At 54.5% G+C, this 26372-nt stretch carries 22 protein-coding genes; 9 read left to right on the top strand and 13 right to left on the bottom strand.

From position 1 onward, the window contains the following. Nucleotides 1-33: 33 nt before the first annotated feature. From FDP13_RS15980 to dolP, 4 genes are read left to right on the top strand one after another with little or no spacing between them, the layout of a single operon-like run. Nucleotides 34-2082 (top strand): penicillin-binding protein activator, encoded by a 2049-nt coding sequence (locus tag FDP13_RS15980; protein WP_143839889.1) that lies wholly within the window; start codon nucleotides 34-36, stop codon nucleotides 2080-2082. Then, entirely contained in the window at nucleotides 2079-2435 is a 357-nt protein-coding gene (locus FDP13_RS15985) for a YraN family protein (protein WP_197062331.1), read from the top strand. The genes FDP13_RS15980 and FDP13_RS15985 overlap by 4 nt, the downstream gene beginning before the upstream one ends. A gap of 37 nt (nucleotides 2436-2472) precedes the next feature. Then, nucleotides 2473-3063: a DnaA initiator-associating protein DiaA gene (diaA, locus tag FDP13_RS15990; protein WP_015848093.1), complete on the top strand. Its 591-nt coding sequence runs from the start codon at nucleotides 2473-2475 to the stop codon at nucleotides 3061-3063. 10 nt (nucleotides 3064-3073) lie between these two features. Beyond that, nucleotides 3074-3649: a division/outer membrane stress-associated lipid-binding lipoprotein gene (gene dolP, locus FDP13_RS15995; RefSeq protein WP_015848094.1), complete on the top strand. Its 576-nt coding sequence runs from the start codon at nucleotides 3074-3076 to the stop codon at nucleotides 3647-3649. 132 nt (nucleotides 3650-3781) lie between these two features. Here the strand turns inward: dolP and FDP13_RS16000 are convergent, their stop codons facing one another. From FDP13_RS16000 to FDP13_RS16020, 5 genes are all read right to left on the bottom strand, one after another. Continuing rightward, a complete protein-coding gene (locus FDP13_RS16000; protein ID WP_143839890.1) occupies nucleotides 3782-5086 on the bottom strand; it encodes an alginate lyase family protein in 1305 nt (434 codons plus the stop codon). Between the two features lie 94 nt (nucleotides 5087-5180). Then, complete coding sequence (gene mtgA, locus FDP13_RS16005) at nucleotides 5181-5930, bottom strand: monofunctional biosynthetic peptidoglycan transglycosylase (RefSeq protein WP_143839891.1); 750 nt, start codon at nucleotides 5928-5930, stop codon at nucleotides 5181-5183. Next, complete coding sequence (gene elbB, locus FDP13_RS16010; protein WP_143839892.1) at nucleotides 5927-6580, bottom strand: isoprenoid biosynthesis glyoxalase ElbB; 654 nt, start codon at nucleotides 6578-6580, stop codon at nucleotides 5927-5929. The genes mtgA and elbB overlap by 4 nt, the downstream gene beginning before the upstream one ends. A 236-nt stretch (nucleotides 6581-6816) precedes the next feature. Continuing rightward, entirely contained in the window at nucleotides 6817-9156 is a 2340-nt protein-coding gene (gene arcB / locus FDP13_RS16015) for an aerobic respiration two-component sensor histidine kinase ArcB (RefSeq protein WP_033577553.1), read from the bottom strand. Nucleotides 9157-9249: 93 nt separating this feature from the next. Continuing rightward, nucleotides 9250-10179, bottom strand: coding sequence for a TIGR01212 family radical SAM protein (locus FDP13_RS16020; protein WP_143839893.1), 930 nt, complete (start codon nucleotides 10177-10179; stop codon nucleotides 9250-9252). A 715-nt stretch (nucleotides 10180-10894) separates the two neighbouring features. On the opposite strand from FDP13_RS16020, the gene gltB reads away from it, so the two are divergent. After that, complete coding sequence (gene gltB, locus FDP13_RS16025) at nucleotides 10895-15355, top strand: glutamate synthase large subunit (protein WP_143839894.1); 4461 nt, start codon at nucleotides 10895-10897, stop codon at nucleotides 15353-15355. Nucleotides 15356-15364: 9 nt separating this feature from the next. Next, nucleotides 15365-16783: a glutamate synthase small subunit gene (locus FDP13_RS16030; protein WP_143839895.1), complete on the top strand. Its 1419-nt coding sequence runs from the start codon at nucleotides 15365-15367 to the stop codon at nucleotides 16781-16783. A gap of 83 nt (nucleotides 16784-16866) precedes the next feature. On the opposite strand, the gene FDP13_RS21825 is transcribed toward FDP13_RS16030, so the two are convergent. The 6 genes from FDP13_RS21825 to zapE all read right to left on the bottom strand — a co-directional run bounded on the left by FDP13_RS21825 (nucleotide 16867) and on the right by zapE (nucleotide 21335). Next, on the bottom strand, nucleotides 16867-17136 hold the full coding sequence (locus FDP13_RS21825) for a hypothetical protein (protein ID WP_234424422.1): 270 nt from the start codon (nucleotides 17134-17136) through the stop codon (nucleotides 16867-16869). Between the two features lie 492 nt (nucleotides 17137-17628). After that, a complete protein-coding gene (gene sspB / locus FDP13_RS16045) occupies nucleotides 17629-18132 on the bottom strand; it encodes a ClpXP protease specificity-enhancing factor (protein WP_015848102.1) in 504 nt (167 codons plus the stop codon). Nucleotides 18133-18136: 4 nt separating this feature from the next. Continuing rightward, entirely contained in the window at nucleotides 18137-18778 is a 642-nt protein-coding gene (gene sspA / locus FDP13_RS16050) for a stringent starvation protein SspA (RefSeq protein WP_015848103.1), read from the bottom strand. A 325-nt stretch (nucleotides 18779-19103) separates the two neighbouring features. Continuing rightward, nucleotides 19104-19496, bottom strand: coding sequence for a 30S ribosomal protein S9 (rpsI, locus tag FDP13_RS16055; protein ID WP_012883053.1), 393 nt, complete (start codon nucleotides 19494-19496; stop codon nucleotides 19104-19106). A 15-nt stretch (nucleotides 19497-19511) separates the two neighbouring features. Next, the gene (rplM, locus tag FDP13_RS16060; protein ID WP_012883052.1) at nucleotides 19512-19940 is read right to left on the bottom strand and encodes a 50S ribosomal protein L13; all 429 of its coding nucleotides are present in this window, start codon (nucleotides 19938-19940) and stop codon (nucleotides 19512-19514) included. A gap of 264 nt (nucleotides 19941-20204) precedes the next feature. Continuing rightward, nucleotides 20205-21335: a cell division protein ZapE gene (zapE, locus tag FDP13_RS16065; protein WP_143839896.1), complete on the bottom strand. Its 1131-nt coding sequence runs from the start codon at nucleotides 21333-21335 to the stop codon at nucleotides 20205-20207. Between the two features lie 212 nt (nucleotides 21336-21547). Here zapE and zapG point away from each other — a divergent pair, with 212 nt between their 5' ends. The 3 genes from zapG to degS all read left to right on the top strand — a co-directional run bounded on the left by zapG (nucleotide 21548) and on the right by degS (nucleotide 24708). Beyond that, a complete protein-coding gene (gene zapG, locus FDP13_RS16070) occupies nucleotides 21548-21952 on the top strand; it encodes a Z-ring associated protein ZapG (protein WP_015848105.1) in 405 nt (134 codons plus the stop codon). A 234-nt stretch (nucleotides 21953-22186) separates the two neighbouring features. Continuing rightward, nucleotides 22187-23557, top strand: coding sequence for a serine endoprotease DegQ (degQ, locus tag FDP13_RS16075; RefSeq protein WP_015848106.1), 1371 nt, complete (start codon nucleotides 22187-22189; stop codon nucleotides 23555-23557). Between the two features lie 86 nt (nucleotides 23558-23643). After that, nucleotides 23644-24708 (top strand): outer membrane-stress sensor serine endopeptidase DegS, encoded by a 1065-nt coding sequence (gene degS, locus FDP13_RS16080; protein WP_015848107.1) that lies wholly within the window; start codon nucleotides 23644-23646, stop codon nucleotides 24706-24708. A gap of 55 nt (nucleotides 24709-24763) precedes the next feature. Here degS and murA read toward each other — a convergent pair whose 3' ends face one another. Beyond that, entirely contained in the window at nucleotides 24764-26026 is a 1263-nt protein-coding gene (murA, locus tag FDP13_RS16085) for a UDP-N-acetylglucosamine 1-carboxyvinyltransferase (RefSeq protein WP_143839897.1), read from the bottom strand. A 53-nt stretch (nucleotides 26027-26079) separates the two neighbouring features. After that, complete coding sequence (gene ibaG / locus FDP13_RS16090) at nucleotides 26080-26334, bottom strand: BolA family iron metabolism protein IbaG (protein ID WP_015848109.1); 255 nt, start codon at nucleotides 26332-26334, stop codon at nucleotides 26080-26082. Between the last annotated feature and the right edge of the window lie 38 nt (nucleotides 26335-26372).

Below are 26372 nucleotides of genomic sequence, written 5' to 3' on the forward strand. Positions count from 1 at the left end.
ATTGAGCATCGTTAAAACATCACTGGATACAGTATGCTTCCGTTAAATTCTGTCCGTACCCATGCAGGCCGCTTGGTTCCTGTCATGCTGGCGGCACTGTTTCTCGCTGGCTGCCCCAGCCAAGCCCCACAAAGTCCCGCAACGCAGCAACGCGTAGAGGGCAAAGCCGGCGCATCCTCCGATTACTACCTGCAGCAGATGCAGCAAAGTAGTGATGATAGCAAGGCTGACTGGCAATTACTTGCGATTCATGCCTTGATTCAGGAGGGGAAACTGCCTCAGGCCGGCAACCAGTTAGGTACGCTGCCGTCCCAACTTGGCGACAAACAGCGCCAGGAACAACGCCTGCTCACCGCTGAACTGGCGGTCGCCCAGAACGACATGAACGCCGCCAACACCATGCTGGCACAACTGGACGTGAAATCGCTGTCGCCCCAACAGCAGGAACGCTACTACCAGGCACAAATCAAAGCCGCGCAGGATCGCACCTCGCTGACGTTGATCCGTGCCTATATCGGGCTGGAACCGTTGCTGCAAGGGGATGCCCACCAGCGGAATATCGACCAAACCTGGACTGCGCTGACCCGCCTTAATCAGCAGGATCTCAGCTCGATGGTCATCAACGTCGACGAAAATACCCTGCAAGGCTGGCTGGATCTGCTGAACCTCTGGCAGACGAAAGCGCAGGTTCCCTCCGATCTGCAAGCGGCCATAGAAGACTGGAAGAAACGTTACCCACGCCACCCGGCGGCTAAACAACTGCCATCGCAATTGGGTGGTACTCCGCCTGCGGCGGCGGCTCCGACTACCGGAGAAACCGCTGCGGCGGGCGGTAACGCCATCGCGTTGCTGTTGCCGTTAAACGGACAGGCGCAAGCATTCGCCAATGCTATTCAGCAAGGGTTTAGCGCCGCCAGAAGCGGCCAGGCTTCGCTGGCGATGCCGGCTCAACCGGCCCAGTTGGCGCAGGCAGCCAATAACGCGGCGGCGGCTACCCCGGGAGCGCCTGCCGTGCCGTCGCCTGCGTCGAGCACGCCATCCGCCGTTTCGCCAACGCCTGCAGCGGCAACAACCGTTATGCCGGCGCTAACGGCTGCGACCGCCGGCACGATTCCGGTGAAAGTCTATGACACCTCGAATCAGGCACTGGCTAATGTGATTGCTCAGGCGCAGAAAGACGGCGCTACCACCATCGTCGGGCCGCTGCTCAAAAACGAGGTGGAACAGCTGCCGGGGCTTAACCCTTCACTGAATGTGCTGGCGCTGAATCAACCGGAGCACATCCAGCCGAATCCGAATATCTGCTATTTCGCGCTATCGCCGGAAGATGAGGCGGCCGACGCGGCACAATTCATCCACAAACAGGGCAAACAGCACCCGCTGATTCTGGCGCCGCGCGGCAATCTGGGAGACCGGGTGGTGGCGGCGTTTGCTAAGTCCTGGCAACAACAGTCCGGCGGCGTGGTATTACAACAACGCACCGGCAGCATGTATGACCTGAAACAAGCGATCAACAGCGGTGCGGGCATTCCGTTAAATGGTCAGCCGGTTATCACGGCGGCATCTGCGCCGCAGCCCTCGACCACGGTTGGCGGCCTGACCATACCGAATCAAGCGCCGCCGATCGCGGCCGTCACCAGCGACGGCAACGTGGATGCGATTTATATCATCGCAACGCCAGACGAACTGGCCTTGCTCAAGCCCATGATCGACATGCGCAACAAGGGGGCCTCGCGCCCGGCGCTCTACGCCAGCTCACGCAGTTATCAGGCAGGTTTGGGGCCGGATTTCCGGTTTGAAATGGAAGGACTACAGTTTAGCGATATCCCATTACTAACCGGCGCCAGCCCGGCATTAATGCAGCAAGTCAGTACCCAGTTCCGCAACGACTATTCGCTGGTTCGACTGTTCGCCATGGGGATGGATGCCTGGAAACTGGCCAGCGACTTTTCGCAATTGCACCAACCGGGAAGTTCTCTCTCCGGTGCAACCGGTATACTCAGCGCCTCGTCGGATTGCGTCGTCAACCGTAAACTTACCTGGCTGCAGTTCCGCCAGGGACAGTTGGTGCCGGCCTCCTGAATCGGCGCATCACCGGCGATCGCTACGAAAACTTGGCCCGACGCCATCTTGAACGCGCCGGGCTGGTTTTTGTCGCATCCAACGTGACGGTTCGCGGAGGTGAACTGGACCTGATAATGCGCGATGGCGACATCTTGGTATTTATTGAGGTACGTTACCGCCGTAATCACGACTTTGGCGGCGCAGCAGCCAGCGTCACCCGGCAAAAGCAGCGCGCGTTACTACATGCCGCGGCGGTATGGTTAGCCCGTCAGGGCGCCAGTCTTGATTCCACGGATTGTCGTTTCGACGTACTGGCCATAACCGGCTCGCAGGTGGAATGGTTGCCCAATGCATTTGGACAATCTGATTAACGCCATGATTTTTAACTTCAAAACAGGTTAACAGAACGTGCTCGATAGAATTAAAGTCTGTTTCACTGAAAGCATTCAAACACAGATTGCGGCGGCGGAAGCGTTACCTGACGCCATTTCACGCGCTGCTCTGGCAATGGTGCAATCGCTGCTCAATGGCAACAAAATCCTGTGCTGTGGTAACGGTACGTCTGCCGCCAACGCACAGCATTTTGCCGCCAGTATGATTAATCGTTTTGAAACCGAACGTCCTAGTCTGCCTGCGATTGCACTTAATGCCGATAATGTGGTCTTAACCGCTATCGCCAATGATCGCTTGCATGAAGAAGTCTATGCCAAGCAAGTGCGGGCGCTGGGACAGGCCGGCGATGTATTGCTGGCGATATCCACGCGCGGCAACAGCCGTGATATCGTCAAAGCCGTCGAAGCCGCCGTTACACGGGATATGACCATTGTCGCCTTGACCGGCTACGATGGTGGTGAACTGGCCGGCTTATTAGGCCAACAGGATGTGGAGATTCGCATCCCGTCGCATCGCAGCGCCCGTATTCAGGAAATGCATATGCTAACCGTCAACTGTTTGTGCGATTTGATTGATAACACACTTTTTCCACACCAGAACGATTAAGGAGCACCCCATGAGGATCTACTCTTGCATTGCCGTGCTGTCTGCCTGTCTGATGCTGCAGGGTTGTATTGGCGCCGTCGCGATTGGTAGCGCCGCAGTGGCAACCAAATCCGCGACCGATCCAAGAACAGTCGGCACTCAGGTCGATGACGGGACGCTGGAGGTTAGGGTATCCAACGCACTGAGTAAGGACACGCAGTTAACCAAAGAAGCGCGGATCTCCGTAACCGCCTATCAGGGTAAAGTCCTGCTGACCGGCCAATCTCCTTCAACGGAGCTGGCAAACCGGGCCAAACAGATTGCGATGGGCGTTGAAGGCACCACCGAAGTTTACAACGAGATTCGCAAAGGTACGCCCATCTCACTGGGTACCGCCTCAATGGATACCTGGATAACCACCAAAGTGCGTTCTCAGTTGCTGGCTAGCGATACGGTAAAATCATCTAACGTGAAAGTAACCACCGAAAGCGGCGAAGTCTTCCTGTTGGGCCTGGTCACCCGTCGGGAAGCGACATCAGCAGCCCAGATCGCCAGCAAGGTGGGGGGGGTCAAACACGTGACGACCGCCTTCGTCTATCTTGATTAATTGATCCTGCTTTTCATGGCGGCCATGATTGATTGGCCGCCACATCCACCCACGGCACGATTTCTCCCGATGACACGCTTTTAATCACACCTCCGTCATACTTCAGGTGCGGTATAGCTCATGGATTGTTCATCACTTCGGTGCTGCTCCACTGACCGGCGGCGATAACAGCCAAATGCTACGCCGTGCGTCAACACGGATATCAACATCGGCCTGCCCTGACGCCGCTCCCGTCAGCAACGGCGTAAAACCCGCCTGTCGAATAGCAGCCTGATAACGTGAAACGCCTATGGCTTGCTCGGCTTGCAGCATCAATGGTATTAACGGGCTGCTATCCCGGCTCCCTTGTGTCATCGCTTTATACGGCCAGGGCCGTGATTCATCCAGATAGAGAGCCATGAAATCCAGTGCCGATAATAGGCTCGCCCCCTGAGGCGTCCGATACTGCCATAAGTTATCGCCATATTTCTCTGCGACCATCGCCATCAGAGCAACCGCTTGCAGATTGAAGCCGCTGTAATGAAACGATCGGGTACGCGCCAACTCTTCCGGCTGAGAGCCATCAGACGCCAGTTGATGGTCAAGTTTCTGGCGTTGTAACGCTATCATCGCCTTCACCGTTTCCGGTTGGCCTAGATAAGCGGCGATACCGGCTACCTGCACCGCATACCAGCTACCATGATTATTCTTCGCCGCCGCTTCCTGCCTGCCGTTATGACTGGTCAGCAGCCAGCTCAGGTATTCCCTCATCCATTGACGCATCTGCTGCTCGTCCTGCCCGCCCCACCCTGGAGCCCGCTGTAACATAAGCAACGCATCAACAAGACGCGTGGCAAAAAATCGCCCGTCGAGAACGCCGGCTCCACGCCCGCCATTTCTGCCGGGGATAGCCTGCGCATAATTCAGGTTTGGGTTCATACGCGTACTGGGGGCCATAAACCAGGTGCGAATCATAGCAATGGCTTTACCGGCATATTCGGGCCGTTCCGAGAAATACCAGGCCAAAGTGAGCACTGATACCCGGTCGGTAAACGTCGCCAGCCGGATAGCATCCGTCTCTTCCTCTTTGGTTGCGGGGTTTACCTTGCCGTCATGCCGAATCCAGGGTAGGCCGTCTTGCTGCCGTGGGTCCGGCCACCAGTATGCCGCCAGGCTGAAATAATCGTGGCGGCTGCCTCCCGGCGGTGTTGAAAGTTTTTGAGTAACCGACAGGTCAGGTTTTTTCATGGCCTGATCCGCCGCCCGTAACAATTGCTGATAAGCGAGTTGCATCTGCGCTGGGGCAGTCTGGTTGCGCAGTTGCTGTTTTACCTGCGTCAGTTTGTCCGCCTGCAAAAATACATAAGCAGAATTGTCGTTTTGCACGACGGGTAAGCCTGCCGACGCCACCATACTCCACAGCAACAGCATCATCAGAAAAGCTATGCCATACCGCATGATATACCTCTCTTATGGCTATTATGATTTCCTATGTGACCCCAAAAAAATGGAAACCATCGGGTAGCGCATCCCCCTCCGTCAATCAGGTTTGTTAATAGAGTCGATTGACTTTCAGGAAACTTTCTCCGCCAAGTTGCCCCATCTGGCGCAAAATCCATTGCTGACGCCGCATAACATAGCCGGTAGGTTTGCTGACGTGATAACGGATAGGGTTTGGTAATACCGCCGCCAACAACGCCGCCTCTGCAGCAGTCAGGCGGCTCGCCGGTTTATTGAAAAACTGACGCGAGGCCGCTTCAATACCAAAAATACCAGGGCCAAATTCAGCAATATTCAAATAAACCGTCAGAATACGACGTTTGGTCCACACCAGTTCAACTACGGCGGTTAAACCGGCTTCAAGGCCTTTGCGCAACCAACTTCGGCCATCCCACAATAAAAGGTTTTTTACCGTCTGCTGCGATAGCGTTGATGCACCACGAATTCGGTTCTCGTGCTGTTCGTTATGAGCGATCGCTGCGGAAATCGCATCGAAATCGAACCCCCAATGCCGGGAGAATTTCTGATCTTCCGCCGCAATGACCGCCAATGGCGCGACTGCGGCAATCTCATCCATCGATACCCAATCAGAATGCGCGACATAGGAAAAATCGCCGTTTAGCCAGGCGCTCAGTTGCCTGTCGACCATCACGGCAGAAAAGGGAACAGGCAAAAAGGCAAATAGCAGGAGAGATACCAGCCACATCGCCACCACGCCAAAAATAATGCGCAACATCCAACGTCGAACAGACGCAATCATACCGCCTGACAGCCCTTTTCCCAGACGCCCGATTGACCTCATTCAGTCAGTTCCAAAACACGCGCAACCAGTTTCTCAATGCCGACAGCGGCTTCGCCAATCGAGTTGGCCAGCATGTAGGCCGGCGTCGTCACAACCTTGTGCGCAACGTCAACGACAATGTCATCTACCGGGCAAATAACGTGTACGCCCCCCATCGCTTCTATCGCTTTTGCGGTTCCCTCATCGTTACCAATTGTAAGCTGCACAGAGGTATTAAGTAGTTTCGGTAACATAGCAGGAGCGATGCAAATAAAGCCGATTGGTTTATTTTTCTTATGAATCTCGCGTGCCAGTATTTTCAGCTCGTTATCAATCTCACAGTCAACACCCCGACTGGCGAAATCACTCAAATTTTTTGCTGCACCAAATCCGCCGGGGACAATCAGCGCATCAATCTGTTGAGAATCAGCATGGGATAACGGTTGGATTTTTCCACGTGTAATACGCGCTGATTCCGCTAAAACATTGCGTTTCTCACTGGTAACCTCACCATTCAGGTGATTAATGACATGTAGCTGCTCTTTGTCCGGCGCAAAGCAGACAGCCTCGGCACCCGCACGATCAATTGCAAGCAGAGTCAAGACAACTTCGTGAATCTCTGAACCGTCATAAACTCCACACCCGCTGAGCACGACACCCACTTTTTTCATCACTAATGCCTCATTTCATTACATCAACTAATTGATTTTTTGATTGACAAACACTAATCTACATCACACATTTTAATGATTCTTGTAACAAACAGCGCCATATTTGCTATGGTGTGTGTTGCCAGATGATGGGATTTCAAAAACGCTTGCGTACCAATGACATCTGAGAGCGAACGCAGGTGTACCACTTTCCCTGGTGTTGGCGCATAATTCGCGCACCCCGGCTTCGGTCGGGGTCATTTTTTTTCAGCCTCTGAAACCCAGTCTTTCAATACCTGCACATCCTGCCGCCAGTCGTGTTTCAACTCGTCAATCCACTCCTGTACGTTGTCCCACCATGCCGGTAACGTCGTCGTCTGAATCTGTTGCGCAACCTGCTGCAAATGCCGGAGCCCAACCGAACCTGCCGCACCTTTAATTTTATGCCCTTCCTCCGCGATGCCTTTCTGGTCACGGGCGGTCATGTTGGAATCCAGGATTGCCAGATAGCCCGGCATCATCTGCTCGAACATCGCCAGGCTCTGATGAATCAGCTTTGGCCCAACCAACGTCAGATACTGCTCCAGCATCGGGGTATCCAGTATGCGCTCCTGCAGCGATTCAGTATTCACCACGGCAACGTCCGGTTCCGGTTGTGCATGATGATCCCAGTATTGCTGAATGACTGCGGTCAGCGCCGGCACCGCCAGCGGTTTGCTCAATACGTCATCCATGCCGGCATCCAGATACTCTTTTTTATCCTTGAGCACATTCGCCGTCAGGGCGACCAACGGCGGCATCGACTGCCCGGCATACCGCTCGCGTAAACGGCGCGCCACATCAAGCCCCGTCATATCCGGCAATTGGATGTCCAGCAGCACCAGATCGAACTCATCCGGATCGAACATATCCAGCGCCGCTTGCCCGGTCATCGCCACATCGACACTACTGCCCAGTTTTTCCAATACCGAACGCGCCACCACCACGTTCAGCTCGATATCCTCCACCAACAGCACATGCAATGCCGGCAACGGCAGTTCTTCCTGCTCGTCCTCGCCAGGCTCATCAATGAGCCCTACAGGGGCCGTCACCGTCAACGTAAAGCAAGACCCTTTGCCCAGTTGGCTACTCACCTGAATATCGCCGCCCATACTCTGCGCCAGGCGTTTAGACACCGCCAGCCCGATGCCGGTGCCGGTGGCTGGTTTGCCGCCGTGTTGATCTTTGACCTGATAATACATAGAGAAAATTTTCTCCAGTTCATCAGCCGGGATCCCCATGCCGGAATCTTCCACCTCAAAACGCAGTCGATCGCCCTGTTCATGCCACACACGCACGACCACACGGCCTTCACAGGTAAATTTCACCGCATTGCTCAGCAGGTTCCACAGAATCTGACGAAGGCGGGTGCCATCGGTGATAATGGTCTTCGGCAATGGCTGATGAAGCTCCATCTCAAGCTGTAGTCCCTTAGGCTGAGCCAGCAATCCGCCCAGATTCTCCAGGTCCACCACAAAACCGACGAAGTCCACCGGTTGATTGTCCAGTTGAACCTTACGTCGCTCCTGTTTGTCCATTTCGATGATGTCGTTAAAAATATTGCCGAGCGTAATGGCGCTGACGTGAATGGTTTTCAGGTATTTCTGTTGTTCGGCGTCCAGATGCGTATCGAGCAGGATGCGGCTCAGACCGACAATGCCATTAAGCGGCGTACGAAGCTCGTGGCTGATAGTAGAGATGAAGGTAGTCTTTTCCCTGCTGGCATTCTCCAACGCGTCCTGGTAGCGCTTACGCTCGGTAATATCGCGTCCAAACCCCATCAGCCCATGTCGTTTACCCATCCGGTCGTAAAACGGCACTTTGCGCAGTTCAAAACAGGCTTTGCGACCATCCGGATAAACCAGCCACTGTTCATAGGTCAACGAAACGTTGTGACGAAACACTTTCTCATCCGTTTCCATGACTTTTTCGGCAATCTCAGGTGAGTAAACATCTTTCGGCGTCAGGCCGATCAATTGCTTCTGGCTTTTGCCGATCAATAGTTCCATTGCCCGGTTGCAGCCGGAAAACTCTTTATTTTCATTGCGGTAGTAGACCAGATCCGGCGAAGCATCGAGAAAAGAACGCAACAAGGCCGATTGCTGTTCCAGCTCAACTTGTGCCTGTTCGCGGCGCGCCATTTCTTCGCGCAGTTTCGAAACCATCAGTAATCGGGCTTCTTCCGCCTTGATGCGATCGCTGATTTCCTGATTCAGTTGGCCAATATTGCCTTGTAGCTGTTCGTTTAGTTCCTGGTCGCGCTGACGCATCTCCTCCAGCTTAGCCACCAACCGGGACAGCCGCTGCCGCGACTCTTCGAGTTGTTCCACCACCACGGACAGGAAGTAAACCGCCCAAGGCGTGATCAGTAGCCCGAAGAAGATAGAACGTACTACGTCGATATTTTCCACCTTGCCGCTGAGCAACAGCGTCACCGCCATCTGCACCACCAGCGCCAACAAGACCAGCGCCGACGCCAATAGCAGGGAAAAACGAACCAGCCCCAGTTTGACCATTAAATCAACGTAGTACTGCGCCAACAGCCTGATTTGCCTCATAACAGTGTTCCTTAGTCGTCAACCCGCAAATCATACCGTAAAAAAATCCTGTGCGTGGTAAATGAGCGGTCGATTTGCGAGCCGTCGCGGAGGTTAGTTTGTCGGATAATGAAACGGCAGCCCCAGCGCGGAACCCTGCGCCCCGTGCTGTTGCAGGTAATCATGAATGCCGACCATGCCGGTCCAGCGGTTTTCGCACCACAATGGCGCCAGCAGCGTCGGGCGGCGGGCGCTGGCGGAAATACGGTGGTAGATAATCTCGGGTGGGGTGTGGCGAATCATCTCCCCGGCAATCGATACATAATCCGCCAGTTGCAGCGCCGCCAATCGGCCTGCCTGCCATGCTTTCGCCATAACGCTACCGGTCACGATATGCAATGGATGCAGCTTGACGCCGTCTACGCCGGCCTCAACAACCTGCTGCAACGTCGACAGACAATGTTCGCCGCTTTCGCCGGGCAGGCCGACAATCAAGTGGCTGCACACTTTTAGCCCTCTGGCACGGGCACGCTGCGCGGTTTGTCGGTAGCAGGCGAAGTCATGCCCGCGGTTGATGCGCCGCAACGTCCGGTCGTGCGCGCTTTGCAACCCCAGTTCCAGCCAGACTTCATACCCTTGATCATGATAGTCCGCCAGCAAGTCCAACACCGTATCCGGCACGCAGTCCGGTCGGGTGCCGACGCACAGCCCGACCATATCGGCCTGCGCCAGCGCCTGCCGGTACATCGACGCCAGCACCTGCACTTCGGCGTAAGTGCTGGTATAAGCCTGAAAATAGGCCAGATAACGGCTTGCGCGATTAACTTTACCTGCTTGCGCCGTGAGTTGCTCGGCGATGCCGCGCTGCTGCATTTGCTCGTCCGCAAACGACGCCACGTTACAGAACGTGCAACCGCCTCGTCCCAGCGTACCGTCGCGATTTGGGCAGCTAAATCCGCCGTGCAGCGTCAATTTATGGATTTTTTCTCCATAACGACGCTGAAGATCACCACCAAACATATTGATTAATTTTTGCAATTGCATATTCTGATTCTTCATTTCACAAAAAATCAGCCTACCTTTACCGCCTATTAACGGCGATGACCCCGATCAATACGCTCCGGTTTATGCAGCTGCATGTTTATTCGTTTTTATTGAAAATAAAATCACATCATTCCTGATTAATTTTTCTTATCTGCGAGGCTCATTCCATTAAAAGATGACCACAAAATGAAAAACAGTGTCATAAAGTAAAAAACACACACTAAACAGAATAAGATGCCACAAAGTATAATTATCTCAGCATTCAGCAATAAAAACCCGCTATCGACATAGTGATACAGCTCACAGTTCAACCAATACCCCCTTGCCGCCAACGTCTTCTTTTTATTAATTAAATCCTTTTATTTCATAAACATAAGCAAATATTATCCCTAAAGCATCAGTTCGCCATGGATATTTGACCTGAACAGGGTTTCTCGCTAATTTGGGAATCCGCTGGAAGCTTTCCTGACGAGTTAACGTCTCGTCATATTTATGCAGTAAGAAGAAGACTCCCTCATCAAGCAAGTCACATCACTTGTGAGACCTTACGAGAGGCCAGATAAAGAGAGCGGCGCACACCACTGATGCCAAATCGGCGCAGTGAAGGGGTCGCTCGCGGTTAACGCGCGGTTCAAGCGTAATTTACGCTCCGCATTCTGGCAGTGAGGTTGTCGATTGAGGGCGTCATACAGAGCCTGGGGAGGTTCACTGAGATATGTTGTACGATGCATCCCATGAAAGAGACAACTGTGGTTTCGGATTGATCGCCCATATAGAAGGTGAACCGAGCCATAAAGTCGTGCGGACGGCGATTCACGCCCTGGCACGAATGCAGCACCGTGGCGCGATTCTTGCCGATGGCAAGACCGGCGACGGTTGCGGTCTATTACTTCAGAAACCTGATCGTTTCTTCCGCCTGGTCGCCGAAGAACACGGCTGGCGACTGGCCAACAATTACGCAGTCGGCATGTTGTTCCTTAGCCGGGATGAAGAAAAGGCCCGGGCTACTCGCCGAATTGTGGAAGAAGAACTGCAAAATGAAACCCTATCCGTACTGGGCTGGCGTGAAGTGCCAACCAATCCGGACGTACTGGGTGAAATCGCCCTCTCTTCCCTGCCGCGCATCGAACAGATTTTCGTTAACGCCCCGGCCGGCTGGCGCCCGCGTGATATGGAACGCCGCCTGTTTATGGCGCGCCGCCGTATCGAAAAGCGCGTGCAGGATAAAGATTTCTATGTATGCAGCCTCTCCAATCTGGTGAATATCTACAAAGGTCTGTGTATGCCCGCGGACCTGCCGCGGTTTTATCTGGATTTGGCGGACCTGCGTCTGGAATCGGCTATCTGCCTGTTCCACCAACGTTTCTCTACCAACACCGTACCGCGCTGGCGTCTGGCGCAGCCGTTCCGCTATCTGGCGCACAACGGCGAAATCAACACCATTACGGGTAACCGCCAATGGGCTCGCGCTCGCGCCTACAAATTTAAAACGCCGCTGATTCCTGATCTGCTGGATGCCGCGCCATTCGTTGACGAAAGCGGTTCAGACTCCATGTCGCTGGACAACATGCTGGAACTGTTTCTGGCTGGCGGGATGGACATCGTGCGCGCCATGCGTCTGCTGGTGCCGCCGGCCTGGCAGAACAACCCGAACATGGACCCGGAGCTGCGCGCCTTCTTCGACTTTAACTCCATGCATATGGAACCGTGGGACGGCCCGGCCGGTCTGGTGCTGTCCGATGGGCGCTACGCGGCCTGTAACCTCGACCGTAACGGCCTGCGTCCGGCGCGCTACGTCATCACCAAGGATAAGCTGATCACCTGTGCGTCCGAAGTGGGCATCTGGGATTATCAGCCTGACGAAGTGGTGGAAAAAGGCCGCGTCGGCCCGGGTGAACTGATGGTGATCGACACCCGTACCGGCCGTATTCTGCATTCGACTGAAACCGACGATGACCTGAAAAGCCGTCATCCGTATAAAGAGTGGATGGAGAAAAACGTTAAGCGTCTGGTGCCGTTCGAAGAACTGCCGGATGATCAAGTCGGCAACCGTGAACTGGACGACGCGCTGCTGGAAAGCTATCAGAAACAGTTCGGTTACAGCTTTGAAGAACTGGATCAGGTTATCCGTGTGCTGGGTGAAAACGGCCAGGAAGCCACCGGCTCCATGGGCGACGACACCCCGTTCGCCGTGCTGTCGAGCCGTTCGCGCATCATTTACGACTATTTCCGTCAGCAGTTCGCACAGGTAACCAACCCGCCGATCGACCCGCTGCGCGAATCGCACGTGATGTCGCTCGCCACCTGTATTGGTCGCGAAATGAACGTCTTCTGCGAAGCGGAAGGACAGGCTCACCGCCTGAGCTTCAAATCACCGATCCTGCTCTACTCCGACTTCATTCAGTTGATCAATCAGGACCCGGAGCACTACCGCGCAGAGAAGATCGATATTACCTTCGATCCCAAACAGCGTTCGTTACAAGAAACCATCGAGAAATTGTGTGACGAAGCGGAATATAAGGTGCGTGCCGGCGCGGTACTGCTGGTGCTGACCGACCGCGGTATCGCGCAGGATCGTCTGCCGGTACCGGCACCGATGGCGGTAGGCGCGATTCAGGCGCGGTTGGTGGAAAAGAGCCTGCGTTGTGACGCCAACATCATCGTTGAAACCGGCAGCGCCCGCGATCCGCACCACTTTGCCGTACTGCTCGGCTTCGGCGCCACCGCGGTTTACCCATACCTGGCTTATGAAACGCTGGCGCGCCTGGTGGATAACCACACCATCGAAAAACCGTACCGCACGGTGATGCAGAACTATCGCAACGGCATCAACAAAGGCCTGTACAAGATCATGTCGAAGATGGGGATTTCCACCATCGCCTCTTATCGCTGTTCAAAACTGTTTGAAGCGGTCGGCCTGCATCAGGATGTCTCTTCACGCTGCTTCCAGGGCGTTGTCAGTCGTATCAGCGGTGCTAACTTCAGCGATTTCGAGCAAGACCTGCAAAATCTGGCGAAACGCGCGTGGCTCAAACGCAAGCAGTTGGATCAGGGTGGCTTGCTCAAATTCGTCTATGGCGGCGAATACCATGCCTATAACCCAGACGTGGTGAAAACGCTGCAAACCGCGGTACACAGCGGTGATTATCAGGATTACCAACAATACGCCAAACTGGTAAACGAGCGTCCGGCATCCATGCTGCGTGACCTGCTGGCGGTACAGCCTCAGGAAGGCGCAGCCATCCCGCTGGAGCAAGTCGAACCGGATTCAGAGCTGTTCAAACGCTTTGATACAGCCGCGATGTCTATCGGTGCATTAAGCCCGGAGGCCCATGAATCGCTGGCGGAAGCCATGAACAGCCTGGGCGGCTTCTCCAACTCCGGTGAAGGCGGCGAAGACCCGGCACGTTACGGCACCAATAAAGTGTCCCGTATCAAGCAGGTGGCTTCCGGTCGCTTTGGCGTTACCCCTGCTTATCTGGTTAATGCCGACGTCATCCAAATCAAGGTGGCGCAAGGTGCCAAGCCGGGTGAAGGCGGCCAGTTGCCGGGCGATAAAGTCACGCCGTATATCGCACGTCTGCGTTATTCCGTGCCGGGCGTAACCCTGATTTCACCGCCGCCGCACCATGATATTTATTCCATCGAAGATCTGGCACAGCTGATTTTCGACCTGAAGCAGGTCAACCCGAAGGCGATGATCTCGGTAAAACTGGTGTCTGAACCAGGTGTCGGCACCATCGCTACCGGCGTGGCAAAAGCCTATGCCGACCTGATTACCATCGCCGGTTATGACGGCGGTACCGGCGCCAGCCCGCTGACATCGGTGAAATACGCCGGTTGCCCGTGGGAACTGGGGCTGGTGGAAACCCAGCAAGCGCTGGTCGCCAACGGTCTGCGTCACAAGATTCGTTTGCAGGTGGACGGCGGCCTGAAAACCGGTCTGGATATCGTGAAAGCGGCGATTCTGGGTGCGGAAAGCTTTGGCTTCGGTACTGGCCCGATGGTAGCGCTGGGATGTAAATATCTGCGTATCTGTCACCTGAATAACTGCGCCACCGGCGTGGCGACACAGGATGACAAACTGCGCCGCGATCACTACCACGGCCTGCCGGAACGTGTGGTTAACTATTTCACCTTCATCGCCCGCGAAACCCGCGAGTTGATGGCGGAGCTGGGCATCAGTCGTCTGGTCGACTTGATCGGCCGCACCGATTTGCTGGTCGAACTGGATGGCATCACCGCCAAGCAGAACAAGCTGGATCTGTCGCCGCTGCTGCACACCGTTGCGCCGCAACCCGGTAAAGCGCTGTACTGCACCGAAGGTAACCCGTCGTTTGACAAAGGGCTGCTGAACAAGGAGCTGATCGCTCAAGCTCAGGCGCATGTCGATGCCAGACAAAGCAAAGCGCTCTACTTCGATATCCGCAATACCGATCGTTCCGTCGGCGCGACCTTGTCCGGCATGATCGCGGAAAAACATGGCGATCAAGGGCTGGCGAGCGACCCGATCAAGGTGCACTTCACCGGTACCGCAGGCCAGAGCTTCGGCGTGTGGAACGCAGGCGGCGTGGAGCTGGCCCTGACCGGCGATGCCAACGACTATGTGGGCAAAGGCATGGCCGGCGGCGTCATCTCCGTGCGTCCGCCGGTGGGTTCAGCCTTCCGTAGCCACGAGGCCAGCATCATCGGCAACACCTGCCTGTACGGTGCAACCGGCGGTAAGTTGTTCGCCGCAGGCCGTGCCGGCGAGCGTTTCGGGGTACGAAATTCCGGCGCCATTACCGTGGTGGAAGGTATCGGCGATAACGGTTGCGAATACATGACCGGCGGTATCGTCTGCATTCTGGGTCGTACCGGCGTCAACTTCGGCGCAGGCATGACCGGCGGCTTCGCCTACGTTCTGGATGAAGACGGCGAATTCCGCAAGCGCGTCAACCCGGAACTGGTTGAAGTACTGGATGTAGAAAACCTGGCGATTCACGAAGAACACCTGCGTGGGCTGATTACCGAGCACGTCCAGCACACAGGTTCGCAGCGTGGCGAGGAAATTCTCGCCAACTGGCCGGTCTGGGCATCGAAATTTGCGCTGGTCAAGCCGAAATCAAGTGATGTGAAGGCGTTGTTGGGTCATCGTAGTCGTTCCGCAGCGGAGCTGCGGGTTCAGGCGCAGTAAGAGGTCATCATGAGTCAGAATGTTTATCAGTTTATCGACTTACAGCGCGTTGATCCGCCCAAGAAACCGCTGAAGATTCGTAAAATCGAGTTTGTTGAAATTTACGAGCCGTTCTCGGAAAGCCAGTCCAAGGCGCAGGCAGATCGCTGCCTTGCCTGCGGTAACCCTTACTGTGAATGGAAATGTCCGGTCCACAACTACATCCCGAACTGGCTGAAGCTGGCCAACGAGGGCCGGATCATCGAAGCGGCGGAGTTGTCTCACCAAACCAATAGCCTGCCGGAAGTGTGCGGCCGCGTCTGCCCGCAGGATCGCCTGTGCGAAGGCTCCTGCACGCTGAATGATGAGTTTGGTGCGGTGACTATCGGCAACATCGAGCGCTACATCAACGATAAGGCGATCGAGATGGGCTGGCGCCCGGATGTGTCGTCAGTCGAGCCAACCGGCAAGCGTGTGGCTATTATCGGTGCCGGCCCTGCCGGGCTGGCTTGTGCCGACGTGCTGACCCGTAACGGCGTGAAAGCGGTAGTCTATGACCGTCATCCGGAAATCGGCGGTTTGCTGACCTTCGGTATCCCCGCGTTCAAGCTGGAAAAAGAGGTGATGACCAAACGCCGCGAAATCTTCACGGAGATGGGGATCGACTTTCACCTGAATACGGAAGTCGGCAAAGACGTTCAGTTGAGCGACCTGCTGGCAGAGTATGACGCCGTATTCCTGGGCGTCGGCACTTATCAGTCGATGAGCGGCGGGTTGGAAAACGAAGACGCGCCGGGCGTATACGATGCGCTGCCGTTCCTGATTGCCAATACCAAGAACCTGATGGGCTTCGAAACCAGCGAGCAGGAACCGTATATCTCGATGCAGGGCAAGCGCGTCGTGGTGCTGGGCGGCGGCGATACCGCGATGGACTGCGTGCGTACCTCGATTCGTCAGGGAGCGACGCACGTTACTTGTGCCTACCGTCGTGATGAAGAGAACATGCCGGGCTCCAAGCGTGAAGTGAAGAATGCACGCGAGGAAGGCGTAGAGTTTCGCTTTAACCTCCAGCCGCTCAGCATTGAAATCAACGGCGCCGGTAAAGTGTGCGGCGTACGTATGATTCGCACTGAACTGGGCGTGCCGGATGCCAACGGCCGTCGTCGGCCGGAACCGGTGGAAGGCTCCGAGCATGTGCTGGAAGCCGATGCAGTCATCATGGCGTTCGGTTTCCGTCCGCATAAGATGGCCTGGCTGGCTGAACATGGCGTGGAACTGGACGCTCAGGGCCGTATCATCGCCCCGGAACAGAGCAACAGCGCATTCCAGACCTCCAACCCGAAAATCTTCGCTGGCGGCGACGCGGTACGCGGCTCGGATTTGGTGGTTACAGCAATCGCAGAGGGCCGTAAAGCGGCTGACGGCATCATGAACTATCTGGAAGTGTAATCCCTTCCGATACCTTAAAGGCGGCTGCGGCCGCCTTTATCTTTTCGGGTAGCCCTCGTTTTCCGGCTTAGCATTCACCCGCATTACTTTTTATATAAATCGATGACGTCCTGTTCGGTCATCATTGGGGTTTGCTGCACGAAGTCATAATAATCAGGCTTATTATCAATATATACCCAAAATAATTCGAGTTGCAGGACAAAACGCGCTGCGTTTTGAACAACGCAACGCGTTGGCCCGTCAGGGCAAGGCTCATTAGAGCCTTGTAACGCGGCAAGAGAGAGACAAATTCGTCGGGAACGAATTTGACCAGCCAAAGGCTGGCCTCTGGTGAGAGACAGGATGTCTCTCATTTCATCCCGATGAGCTTACTCAGGTAAGTGATTCGGGTGAACGACAAATCTGCCGGGAGCAGATTTGAACGCTGCTTGCAGCGGCCCGAAGGGTGAGGCCCATTGATGGGCCGAGTCACGCAGCCAACGCACCTGCAACTTGAAGTATGACGGGTATAGATTTGCGAAACCAACTGTTTGGGAGTATTGGGGAATAACCCGGCTGAAAGCGAATAGATTTCCGGTTCAAGCAACCGATAAAACAGATGGGTCCCACATGTGCGACAAAATGCACGCTCCGCCCACTCGGAAGAACGATATCATCCGATCTTCGATCGTCACGCCATGCTGAGATTCAATCGCCATCAACGGCCCACTACCCCATGTCTGGCACATACCGCAATGACAGACATAAACATCATGCGTGCATGACTCGGGAACCGTTATCGTTACTGCTTCCTTTCATCCAGACAATAAAAAAAGGCACTGTGACATGCCTTTTATCTGTAGTAATTATTTGACCACTCTCAGGGAAGGTCTGCCGCCTCTCGGTGGCTGCGGCGGTTCATCATCCGGCTGATCGTTCTGCGAGGAAGAGGAAGAAGGTTCATTGTCCACTATCGACATTAACGTCGGTTTGGATTCATCCTCGGGATGAGGCTGTTCGCCGAACTCTTCGACGATTTCGTAAGCCGGCTCTGGCTCAAACATCGTACCCGCACCGTTTTCACGAGCGTATATCGCCATCACCGATGCCATCGGGACGAACACCTGACGAGGAACCCCGCCAAAACGCGCGTCGAAGCGTACGCTGTCATCAGCCAGTTCAAGATTTCCCACCGCTCGGGGCGCAATATTCAGGACAATCTGCCCATCGCGGGCAAACTCCATCGGCACCTGTACGCCGGGAACAGTAACATCCACAACCAGGTGCGGTGTTAGCTGGTTGTCCAGCAACCAGTCATAAAAGGCCCGCAGTAAATACGGACGGCGCGGAGAGAGCTGAGACAACGTCATGCCATTACCCTCTGGATTGCAACCGAATTTCGCGCTCGGCTTCTGTCAGAGAAGCCAGAAAGGCCTCACGTTCGAATACGCGGGTCATATAACCTTTCAGCTCTTTGGCGCCGGAACCACTCAATTCAATGCCCAGCAACGGCAAGCGCCACAGCAGCGGTGCCAGATAGCAATCCACCAGACTGAATTCTTCGCTCATAAAATAAGGCGCTTCGTTGAAAACCGGGGCGATCGCCAGCAGTTCTTCACGCAATTGCTTACGAGCGGCTTCCGCATCCTGAGCATTACCATTGACGATGGTTTTCATCAACGAATACCAGTCCTGTTCGATCCGATGCATCATCAAACGACTGTTTCCTCGCGCTACCGGATAGACCGGCATCAACGGCGGGTGAGGGAAACGCTCATCCAGATATTCCATGATGATACGTGATTCATACAACGTCAGCTCACGGTCAACCAATGTGGGCACGGAACCGTAAGGGTTGAGATCGATAAGATCCTGCGGCAGATTATCCATGTCCACCTGTTCAATCTCGACACTTACCCCTTTCTCGGCCAGTACAATGCGGACCTGATGGCTAAAAATGTCGGACGGACCAGAAAACAGCGTCATCACCGAACGTTTGTTGGCAGCGACAGCCATGAAAACCTCCAAGTTATCGAAAAAATACGGCGAACAACCGATCGAATATGATCCTGCTGGCCTTGCCGCGTTTGGGCTTCCCCGTAGGGGGAGAAAGCGGACGACATCCGTCGTTCTGTTAAAATCACTTGCTGGCGAACAGGCACAAAACCGGCCAATAGTGTATCAGATTCTGTTTGTTTTGTGGGGGGATAAGCGCGTTTTCATGACTAACCTACAGTAATCAAAGCAGATTTTTCCATCAATGGATGTGAGGACGAAAAAAAACCCGGCGACAAGCACCGGGTTTTTCTGCGTTGATTTCGCGGCAGGAAGCAGCCAGAAATTAACGTTTGGAGTACTGCGGACGACGACGTGCTTTGCGCAGACCCACTTTTTTACGTTCAACCTGGCGAGCGTCACGAGTAACGAAGCCGGCTTTACGCAGTTCGGAGCGCAGAGATTCGTCGTATTCCATCAGAGCGCGGGTGATACCGTGACGGATCGCACCTGCCTGACCGGAAATACCACCACCTTTAACGGTGATGTACAGATCCAGTTTACCAACCATATCGACCAGTTCCAGCGGCTGGCGAACGACCATGCGCGCGGTTTCGCGGCCAAAGTACTGTTCCAGAGTACGCTGGTTGATAACGATGTTGCCACTGCCCGGTTTGATGAATACGCGAGCGGCGGAGCTTTTGCGGCGACCAGTGCCGTAGTATTGATTTTCAGCCATTGCCTGTAATCCCGATTAAATGTCCAGAACTTGCGGTTGCTGTGCCGCGTGATTGTGCTCGTTACCCGCGTAAACTTTCAGTTTACGGTACATAGCACGACCCAGCGGGCCCTTCGGCAGCATGCCTTTAACCGCGATTTCAATTACGCGCTCAGGACGGCGGGCAATCATCTCTTCAAAGGTCGCTTCTTTGATACCACCGATGTGGCCGGTGTGATGGTAGTACATCTTGTCAGAACGTTTATTGCCGGTTACAGCAACTTTTTCTGCGTTCAGAACGATGATGTAGTCACCGGTATCAACGTGCGGAGTGTATTCCGCTTTGTGCTTACCGCGCAGACGACGAGCCAGTTCAGTAGCCAGACGGCCAAGAGTTTTGCCGCTCGCGTCAACAACGTACCAGTCGCGTTTTACGGTTTCTGGTTTAGCTGTAAAAGTTTTCATTAAAAGCTTACCCAATTTAAGTTACACGTTGGTGAACACCCAAACGCTTCAATAAATAGTGTTGAGGTTCACACGGCTATCTAGTCCAGCAAACCTACCCCTTCGAATAGCTATTGCCAGCGCGATTAAAGTTTCGGGAAAAAACTTTGTTGTAACGTGGGGTCGCAAGATTATAGAGAAGTCGATATCAAAGGTCGACTTTTTTCTCTCATAATTTCCCGCCTGGCGTCCTGTACGACATACAGCGTCTATTGCCGTTGATAGCTATGGCAAATGCGGCTGGCGTAGGTACTCTTCGCTTTGCATCTCCTGTAGACGCGACAGGCACCGTTGATACTCGAATTTCAGGTGCTCCCCCTGATAAATATCAAACATCGGCGCCTGCGCCGAGATAATCAACTTCACCCGGCGCTCATAAAATTCATCCACCAGCGCCAGAAAACGACGAGCTGCGTTCTCATCTTTTACCTCCATCACCGGCACATGATGCAACAATACGGTGTGATATAACCGCGATAACGCGATGTAATCATTCTGGCTGCGGGCTTCAAAGCACAGTGTGGCAAAATCCACCGCCAGCACGCCGTCGCCAGCGCTCAACGTCGCCAGCGGACGATGATTCACCTCCAGCACCGGGCCCGGCTGCCCCGCATCGCGCCCAGACAGACGGCGGAATACCGCCTGCATTTCAGCATCGGTATCAGCATTGATTGGGCTCAGGTACAAGTGGGCCTGGGTCAGGGTACGCAACCGGTAATCAATGCCGGCATCCACGTTCAGCACATCGCAGTAACGTTTGATCAAATCAATGGCAGGCAGGAAACGCGCGCGCTGCAACCCGTTGCGATACAGCTCGTCCGGTGGAATATTCGACGTCGCCACCAGCGCGATCCCCCGCGAGAACAACGCCCGCAGCAGCTCCGCCAATAACATCGCATCGGTAATATCCGAGACGAAAAACTCGTCGAAACACAGAATGTCGGTCTGCGCCTTAAAACCGTCCGCCACCTTTTCCAACGGGTTTTCCTGCCCCTGCAACTGGTTTAATTCTTCATGAACCCGCAACATAAACCGATGGAAATGCAACCGAAGCTTGCGTTCTGAAGGCAGGCTATGGAAAAACAGGTCCATCAACCAGGTTTTACCTCGCCCCACACCGCCCCACATGTACAGCCCTTGCACCGGCGTCGGCGATGTTTCCTTTTGCCCCAACCAACTGCGCCATTTCGACATCAGCCCCGGTGCACGGCTCTCCGATGGTCCCCACACCTGTTCCGTCAATGTTTGATGAATAGCGTTCAAACGGACAACCGTCTGATGCTGCACTTCATCCGGCTGATAGGTTTGAGCCGCCAAAGCCTGCTGGTAAAGTGCCAAAGGGGTTGTTCTCTGCATAGCACAAAATCCCTGAGAAAAATTTCGTTGTATTTTATCGTGCGTTAACGCCGGTTCAGCCCGTGATCGTGGGCGTTACCGCTTCGCAGCGCCCACATACCCGATCAGACCAGATATACAGGGGCTCCACTCCAGCGAGGTTAGCGGTTATAGTGACTATTATTAAGTGAAAAAACCCTACGGGACAACGAAGTCAAAATAGGAGTCGTTTTATGACCTGGGAGTCTGCGCTGATTGGATTTGTTATCGGTGTCATCATTGGCGCTGTCGCGATGCGGTTCGGCAACCGTAAACTGCGCCAGCAGCAGGTACTGCAAAACGAACTGGAGAAAAATAAAACCGAACTGGAAGAATACCGTCAGGAATTGGTCAGCCATTTTGCTCACAGCGCGGAATTGCTCGACAATATGGCGCGCGATTACCGTCAGCTTTACCAACATATGGCGAAAAGCTCCAATAACCTGCTGCCTGATGTGCCCATGCAGGATAATCCTTTCCGCTACCGCCTGACCGAAGCTGAATCAGACAATGATCAGGCGCCGGTGGATATGCCGCCTCGCGATTACTCCGGCAGCGCGTCCGGCCTGCTGCGCGGCGCACGTCCGACGGGCAAATAACCGGCTATCTTTGCTGAGCTTGCCGATATCACTCACCCTGACGGCATACCGTTTGTCGTCAGGGTTTATCCTTATCGGCCACGCCGACCTCTCTCTGATCGCTAAGTCGTTACATTCTGCTGACGAAATATCAGCGAACTTTACACACGGCTTCGGGTCTGAGTATTCACCGCAAGTTTGAGTTTATATATCATCGTTTTATTCATAGGCAGGTCGTGAGAGAGTTAACAATCAATGAAAAAAACATCGTTGTTATATAGCGCACTGGCACTCGGTATTGGACTGTCGTTATCTTCACTGCCTTCAGCCAACGCCGCGTTGCCTGCCGTCGTAGAAGGTCAGGCACTGCCCAGCCTGGCGCCGATGCTGGAAAAAGTACTGCCCGCCGTCGTGAGCGTGCATGTGGAAGGTACGCAGGTGCAGCGTCAGCGCATCCCGGAAGAGTTTAAATTCTTCTTCGGCCCTAACACTCCATCCGAAAAACAGAATACTCGCCCGTTTGAAGGACTGGGTTCCGGCGTCATCATCAACGCCGAAAAAGGCTATGTGTTGACCAATAACCACGTCGTCAACAACGCAGATAAAATCCAGGTGCAGTTGAATGACGGTCGTGAATATGATGCCAAGTTGATCGGCCGCGATGAGCAGACCGATATCGCCCTGTTGCAGTTAAGCGACGCCAAGAACCTCACCGAAGTCAAACTGGCTGATTCCGATCAGTTGCGCGTCGGTGACTTCGCGGTTGCCGTCGGCAACCCATTCGGACTCGGCCAAACGGCAACGTCCGGCATCATTTCTGCGTTGGGTCGTAGCGGGTTGAATCTGGAAGGATTGGAAAACTTCATCCAGACCGATGCTTCCATCAACCGCGGTAACTCCGGCGGAGCGTTGGTTAACCTGCGAGGCGAATTGATCGGCATTAATACCGCAATTCTGGCGCCAAGCGGCGGCAACGTGGGCATCGGCTTCGCCATTCCAAGCAACATGGCGCAGAATTTGGCGCAACAGTTAGTGGAATTCGGTGAAGTGAAACGCGGCCTGCTGGGTATCAAGGGCAGCGAGATGACCTCTGAAATCGCAAAAGCCTTCAAGGTTGAGGCCCAGCGAGGCGCTTTCGTCAGCGAGGTAATTCCGAAATCAGCGGCTGCCAAAGCAGGCATTAAAGCCGGCGATGTGTTGGTTTCTCTGGATGGCAAGCCCATTAATAGCTTTGCCGAGTTACGCGCCAAAGTCGGCACCACCGCACCGGGTAAAACCGTGCGCATCGGCCTGCTACGTGACGGGAAACAACAAGAAGTCGCAGTGGTACTGGACAATAGCGCCAACGTCACGACAAACGCAGACACCTTGTCCCCAGCCTTGCAGGGCGCCACCCTTAACAACGGTCAGTTGAAAGACGGCAGTAAAGGTGTGGTGATCGACAATGTGGGCAAAGATAGTGCAGCCGCTAAAGTCGGCTTGCAAAAAGGCGACATTATCGTCGGCGTGAACCGTGAACGCGTAGAAAACATCACTCAGTTGCGCAAAATTCTGGAAGCCAAACCCTCGGTCTTGGCCCTGAACATTGTTCGCGGCGATGAGAGTATCTATCTTCTGCTGCGTTAAGCTATGAAAAAGTGGACGCCGCGCGATGCGGCGTCCATTCTTCTCTGATATTCTGCGATTCAACCTTCTTTCACACCCAAACGCTCATGCTAACCAAACTGTTACGTTCGGCGCTCTTCGGTGTCATCGTGGCTGGCATCCTGTTGCTAACCATCCCGACACTGCGCTCCAGCCAGGGCTGGTTCAAACCCAGCAGCGACAGCAGTCAGGAAAACCCGGTCAGTTACTACCAGGGAGTCCGCCGTGCTGCACCCGCCGTGGTGAACGTATACAATCAGGCCAACGATCCGAGAACCCAAAGCGAAATGAACGTCCGCACGCTGGGTTCTGGCGTGATCATGAACAATAAAGGGTACATCCTGACCAACAAGCATGTGATCAGTAATGCTGAGCGAATTGTGGTTACACTGCAGGATGGCCGTATGTTCGAAGCGCTGCTGGTAGGCTCAGACAGCCTGACGGATTTGGCGGTACTGAAAATTGAAGGTGCCAATCTGCCGGAAATTCCCATCAATCCCAAACGGGTATTTCATGTCGGCGACGTCGTGATGGCTATCGGTAACCCCTATAACCTCGGCCAGACGGTGACGCAAGGGATTATCAGCGCGACCGGTCGGGTTGGGCTAACGCCATCCGGTCGACAGAACTTTCTGCAAACCGATGCGTCCATTAATCGCGGCAACTCCGGTGGCGCGCTGATTAACACACAGGGCGAACTGGTCGGCATCAATACCTTGTCATTTGACAAAAGCGATGATGGCGGCACCCCGGAAGGTCTCGGTTTTGCCATACCCACTGCACTGGCAACCAAGATCATGAATAAGTTGATCCGTGATGGTCGGGTAATTCGCGGTTATATCGGCATCCGTGGCGCCCAGCGTGAACAGTTGGGCAATCAGGTGATTGGTCTGGAACGGTTGCAGGGTATCGTCGTCAGTAAGATAGACGACGGTGGTCCGGCAGATAAAGCCGGGATGAAGGAAGGCGACTTGCTGTTGGAAGTGAATAACAAACCAGCCCGATCGGTGCTGGAAACCATGGATCAGGTGGCGGAAATTCGCCCTGGTTCGGTCATTCCAGTGGTTATTTTACGGGATAATCAGGAAATAAAACTGAATATGACCATCCAGGAATACCCCACCACCGACTGAGTTAATCCCGTGATCACGCCGGGTGATGCAACAACAGAGCACCCGGCAATAATGGTTAGTCGTTCGCACTCACCCGTTCAATATTGGCGCCCAACGCACGCAGTTTGTCTTCAATGCGCTCATAGCCGCGATCGATATGATAAATACGATCAACCAGCGTCGTTCCTTCCGCAAGGCATCCGGCCAACACCAGACTAGCCGACGCTCGCAGGTCGGTCGCCATCACTTGCGCACCAGACAAACGGCTAACGCCGTGACAAATCACCGTGTTGCTTTCGATTTCCGCCTGCGCGCCCATACGAATCAACTCGGGGATATGCATGAAGCGATTTTCGAAAATGGTTTCAGTGATGACACCGGTCCCTTCCGCGACCAGGTTCAGCAAACTGAACTGTGCCTGCATATCGGTTGGAAATCCTGGATGCGGAGAAGTACGCACATTCACGGCTTTCGGCCGACGCCCATGCATGTCCAGGCTGATCCAGTCATCGCCGATTTCGATATCAGCACCCGCTTCACGCAGTTTGGACAACACCGCATCCAGCGTATCCGGGCGGGTGTGGCGACACACGACCTTACCACCGGATACCGCCGCCGCCACCAGAAACGTGCCGGTCTCGATACGATCCGGCAGCACGCGGTATACCCCGCCGCCCAGACGTTCTACCCCTTCGATAACGATTTTATCGCTACCCGCACCACTGATTTTGGCACCCAGCGTATTCAGGAAGTTCGCTGTATCGACAATTTCAGGCTCACGTGCGGCATTCTCAATGATGGTTTTACCCACTGCCAGCGTCGCGGCGCTCATGATGGTGACAGTCGCGCCAACGCTGACTTTATCCATCACGATATGTGCGCCTTTCAGTCGGCCGTCAACCGTCGCCTTCACATACCCCTCTTCCAGCGTGATGTGCGCGCCAAGCTGCTCCAGGCCATTAATGTGCAAATCGACCGGACGGGCACCAATGGCACAACCACCCGGCAGTGACACCTGCCCTTGACCAAAACGCGCCACCAACGGGCCCAACGCCCAAATAGACGCCCGCATAGTTTTCACCAGGTCATACGGCGCACAGAACACGTTCACCGAGCTGGCATCGACATGCACGGAACCATTGCGCTCAACACGGGCGCCCAATTGGCTCAGTAACTTCATGGTGGTGTCGATATCACGCAGTTTGGGAACGTTCTGGATTTCTACCGGCTCTTCAGCCAGCAGGGCAGCGAACAGGATAGGCAGGGCGGCGTTTTTTGCGCCGGAAATAGTAACTTCACCAGCGAGCCGGGTTGGCCCCTGCACACGAAATTTATCCATAGTGACGATTTCTCAATGTTCAGAATCAATAGCACGGCCGAATAGCCGCTGAATTACAGACCGCTCAGTTTACGGTCGCGCTGCCACTCTTCAGGGGTATAAGCCTTGATTGACAACGCATGAATGCGATTATCCGCGATGTATTCCATCAGCGGCGCATAGACCGCCTGCTGCTGTTTTACGCGGCTCATACCCTTGAACAACTCACCTATCACAATGACCTGGAAGTGACTGCCGTCACCGGAAACATGCGCTTCCTCAAGCGCCAGCGCTTTCATCAGCACGTCTTTAATTTCGTCGTTTTCCATTGCTCTCGATTCTACGTCAGGGGGATGATAAACAGGGT

Origin of the sequence: Dickeya sp. ws52 (genome assembly GCF_007210685.1) — a bacterium.
Taxonomy (GTDB): domain Bacteria; phylum Pseudomonadota; class Gammaproteobacteria; order Enterobacterales; family Enterobacteriaceae; genus Dickeya; species Dickeya chrysanthemi.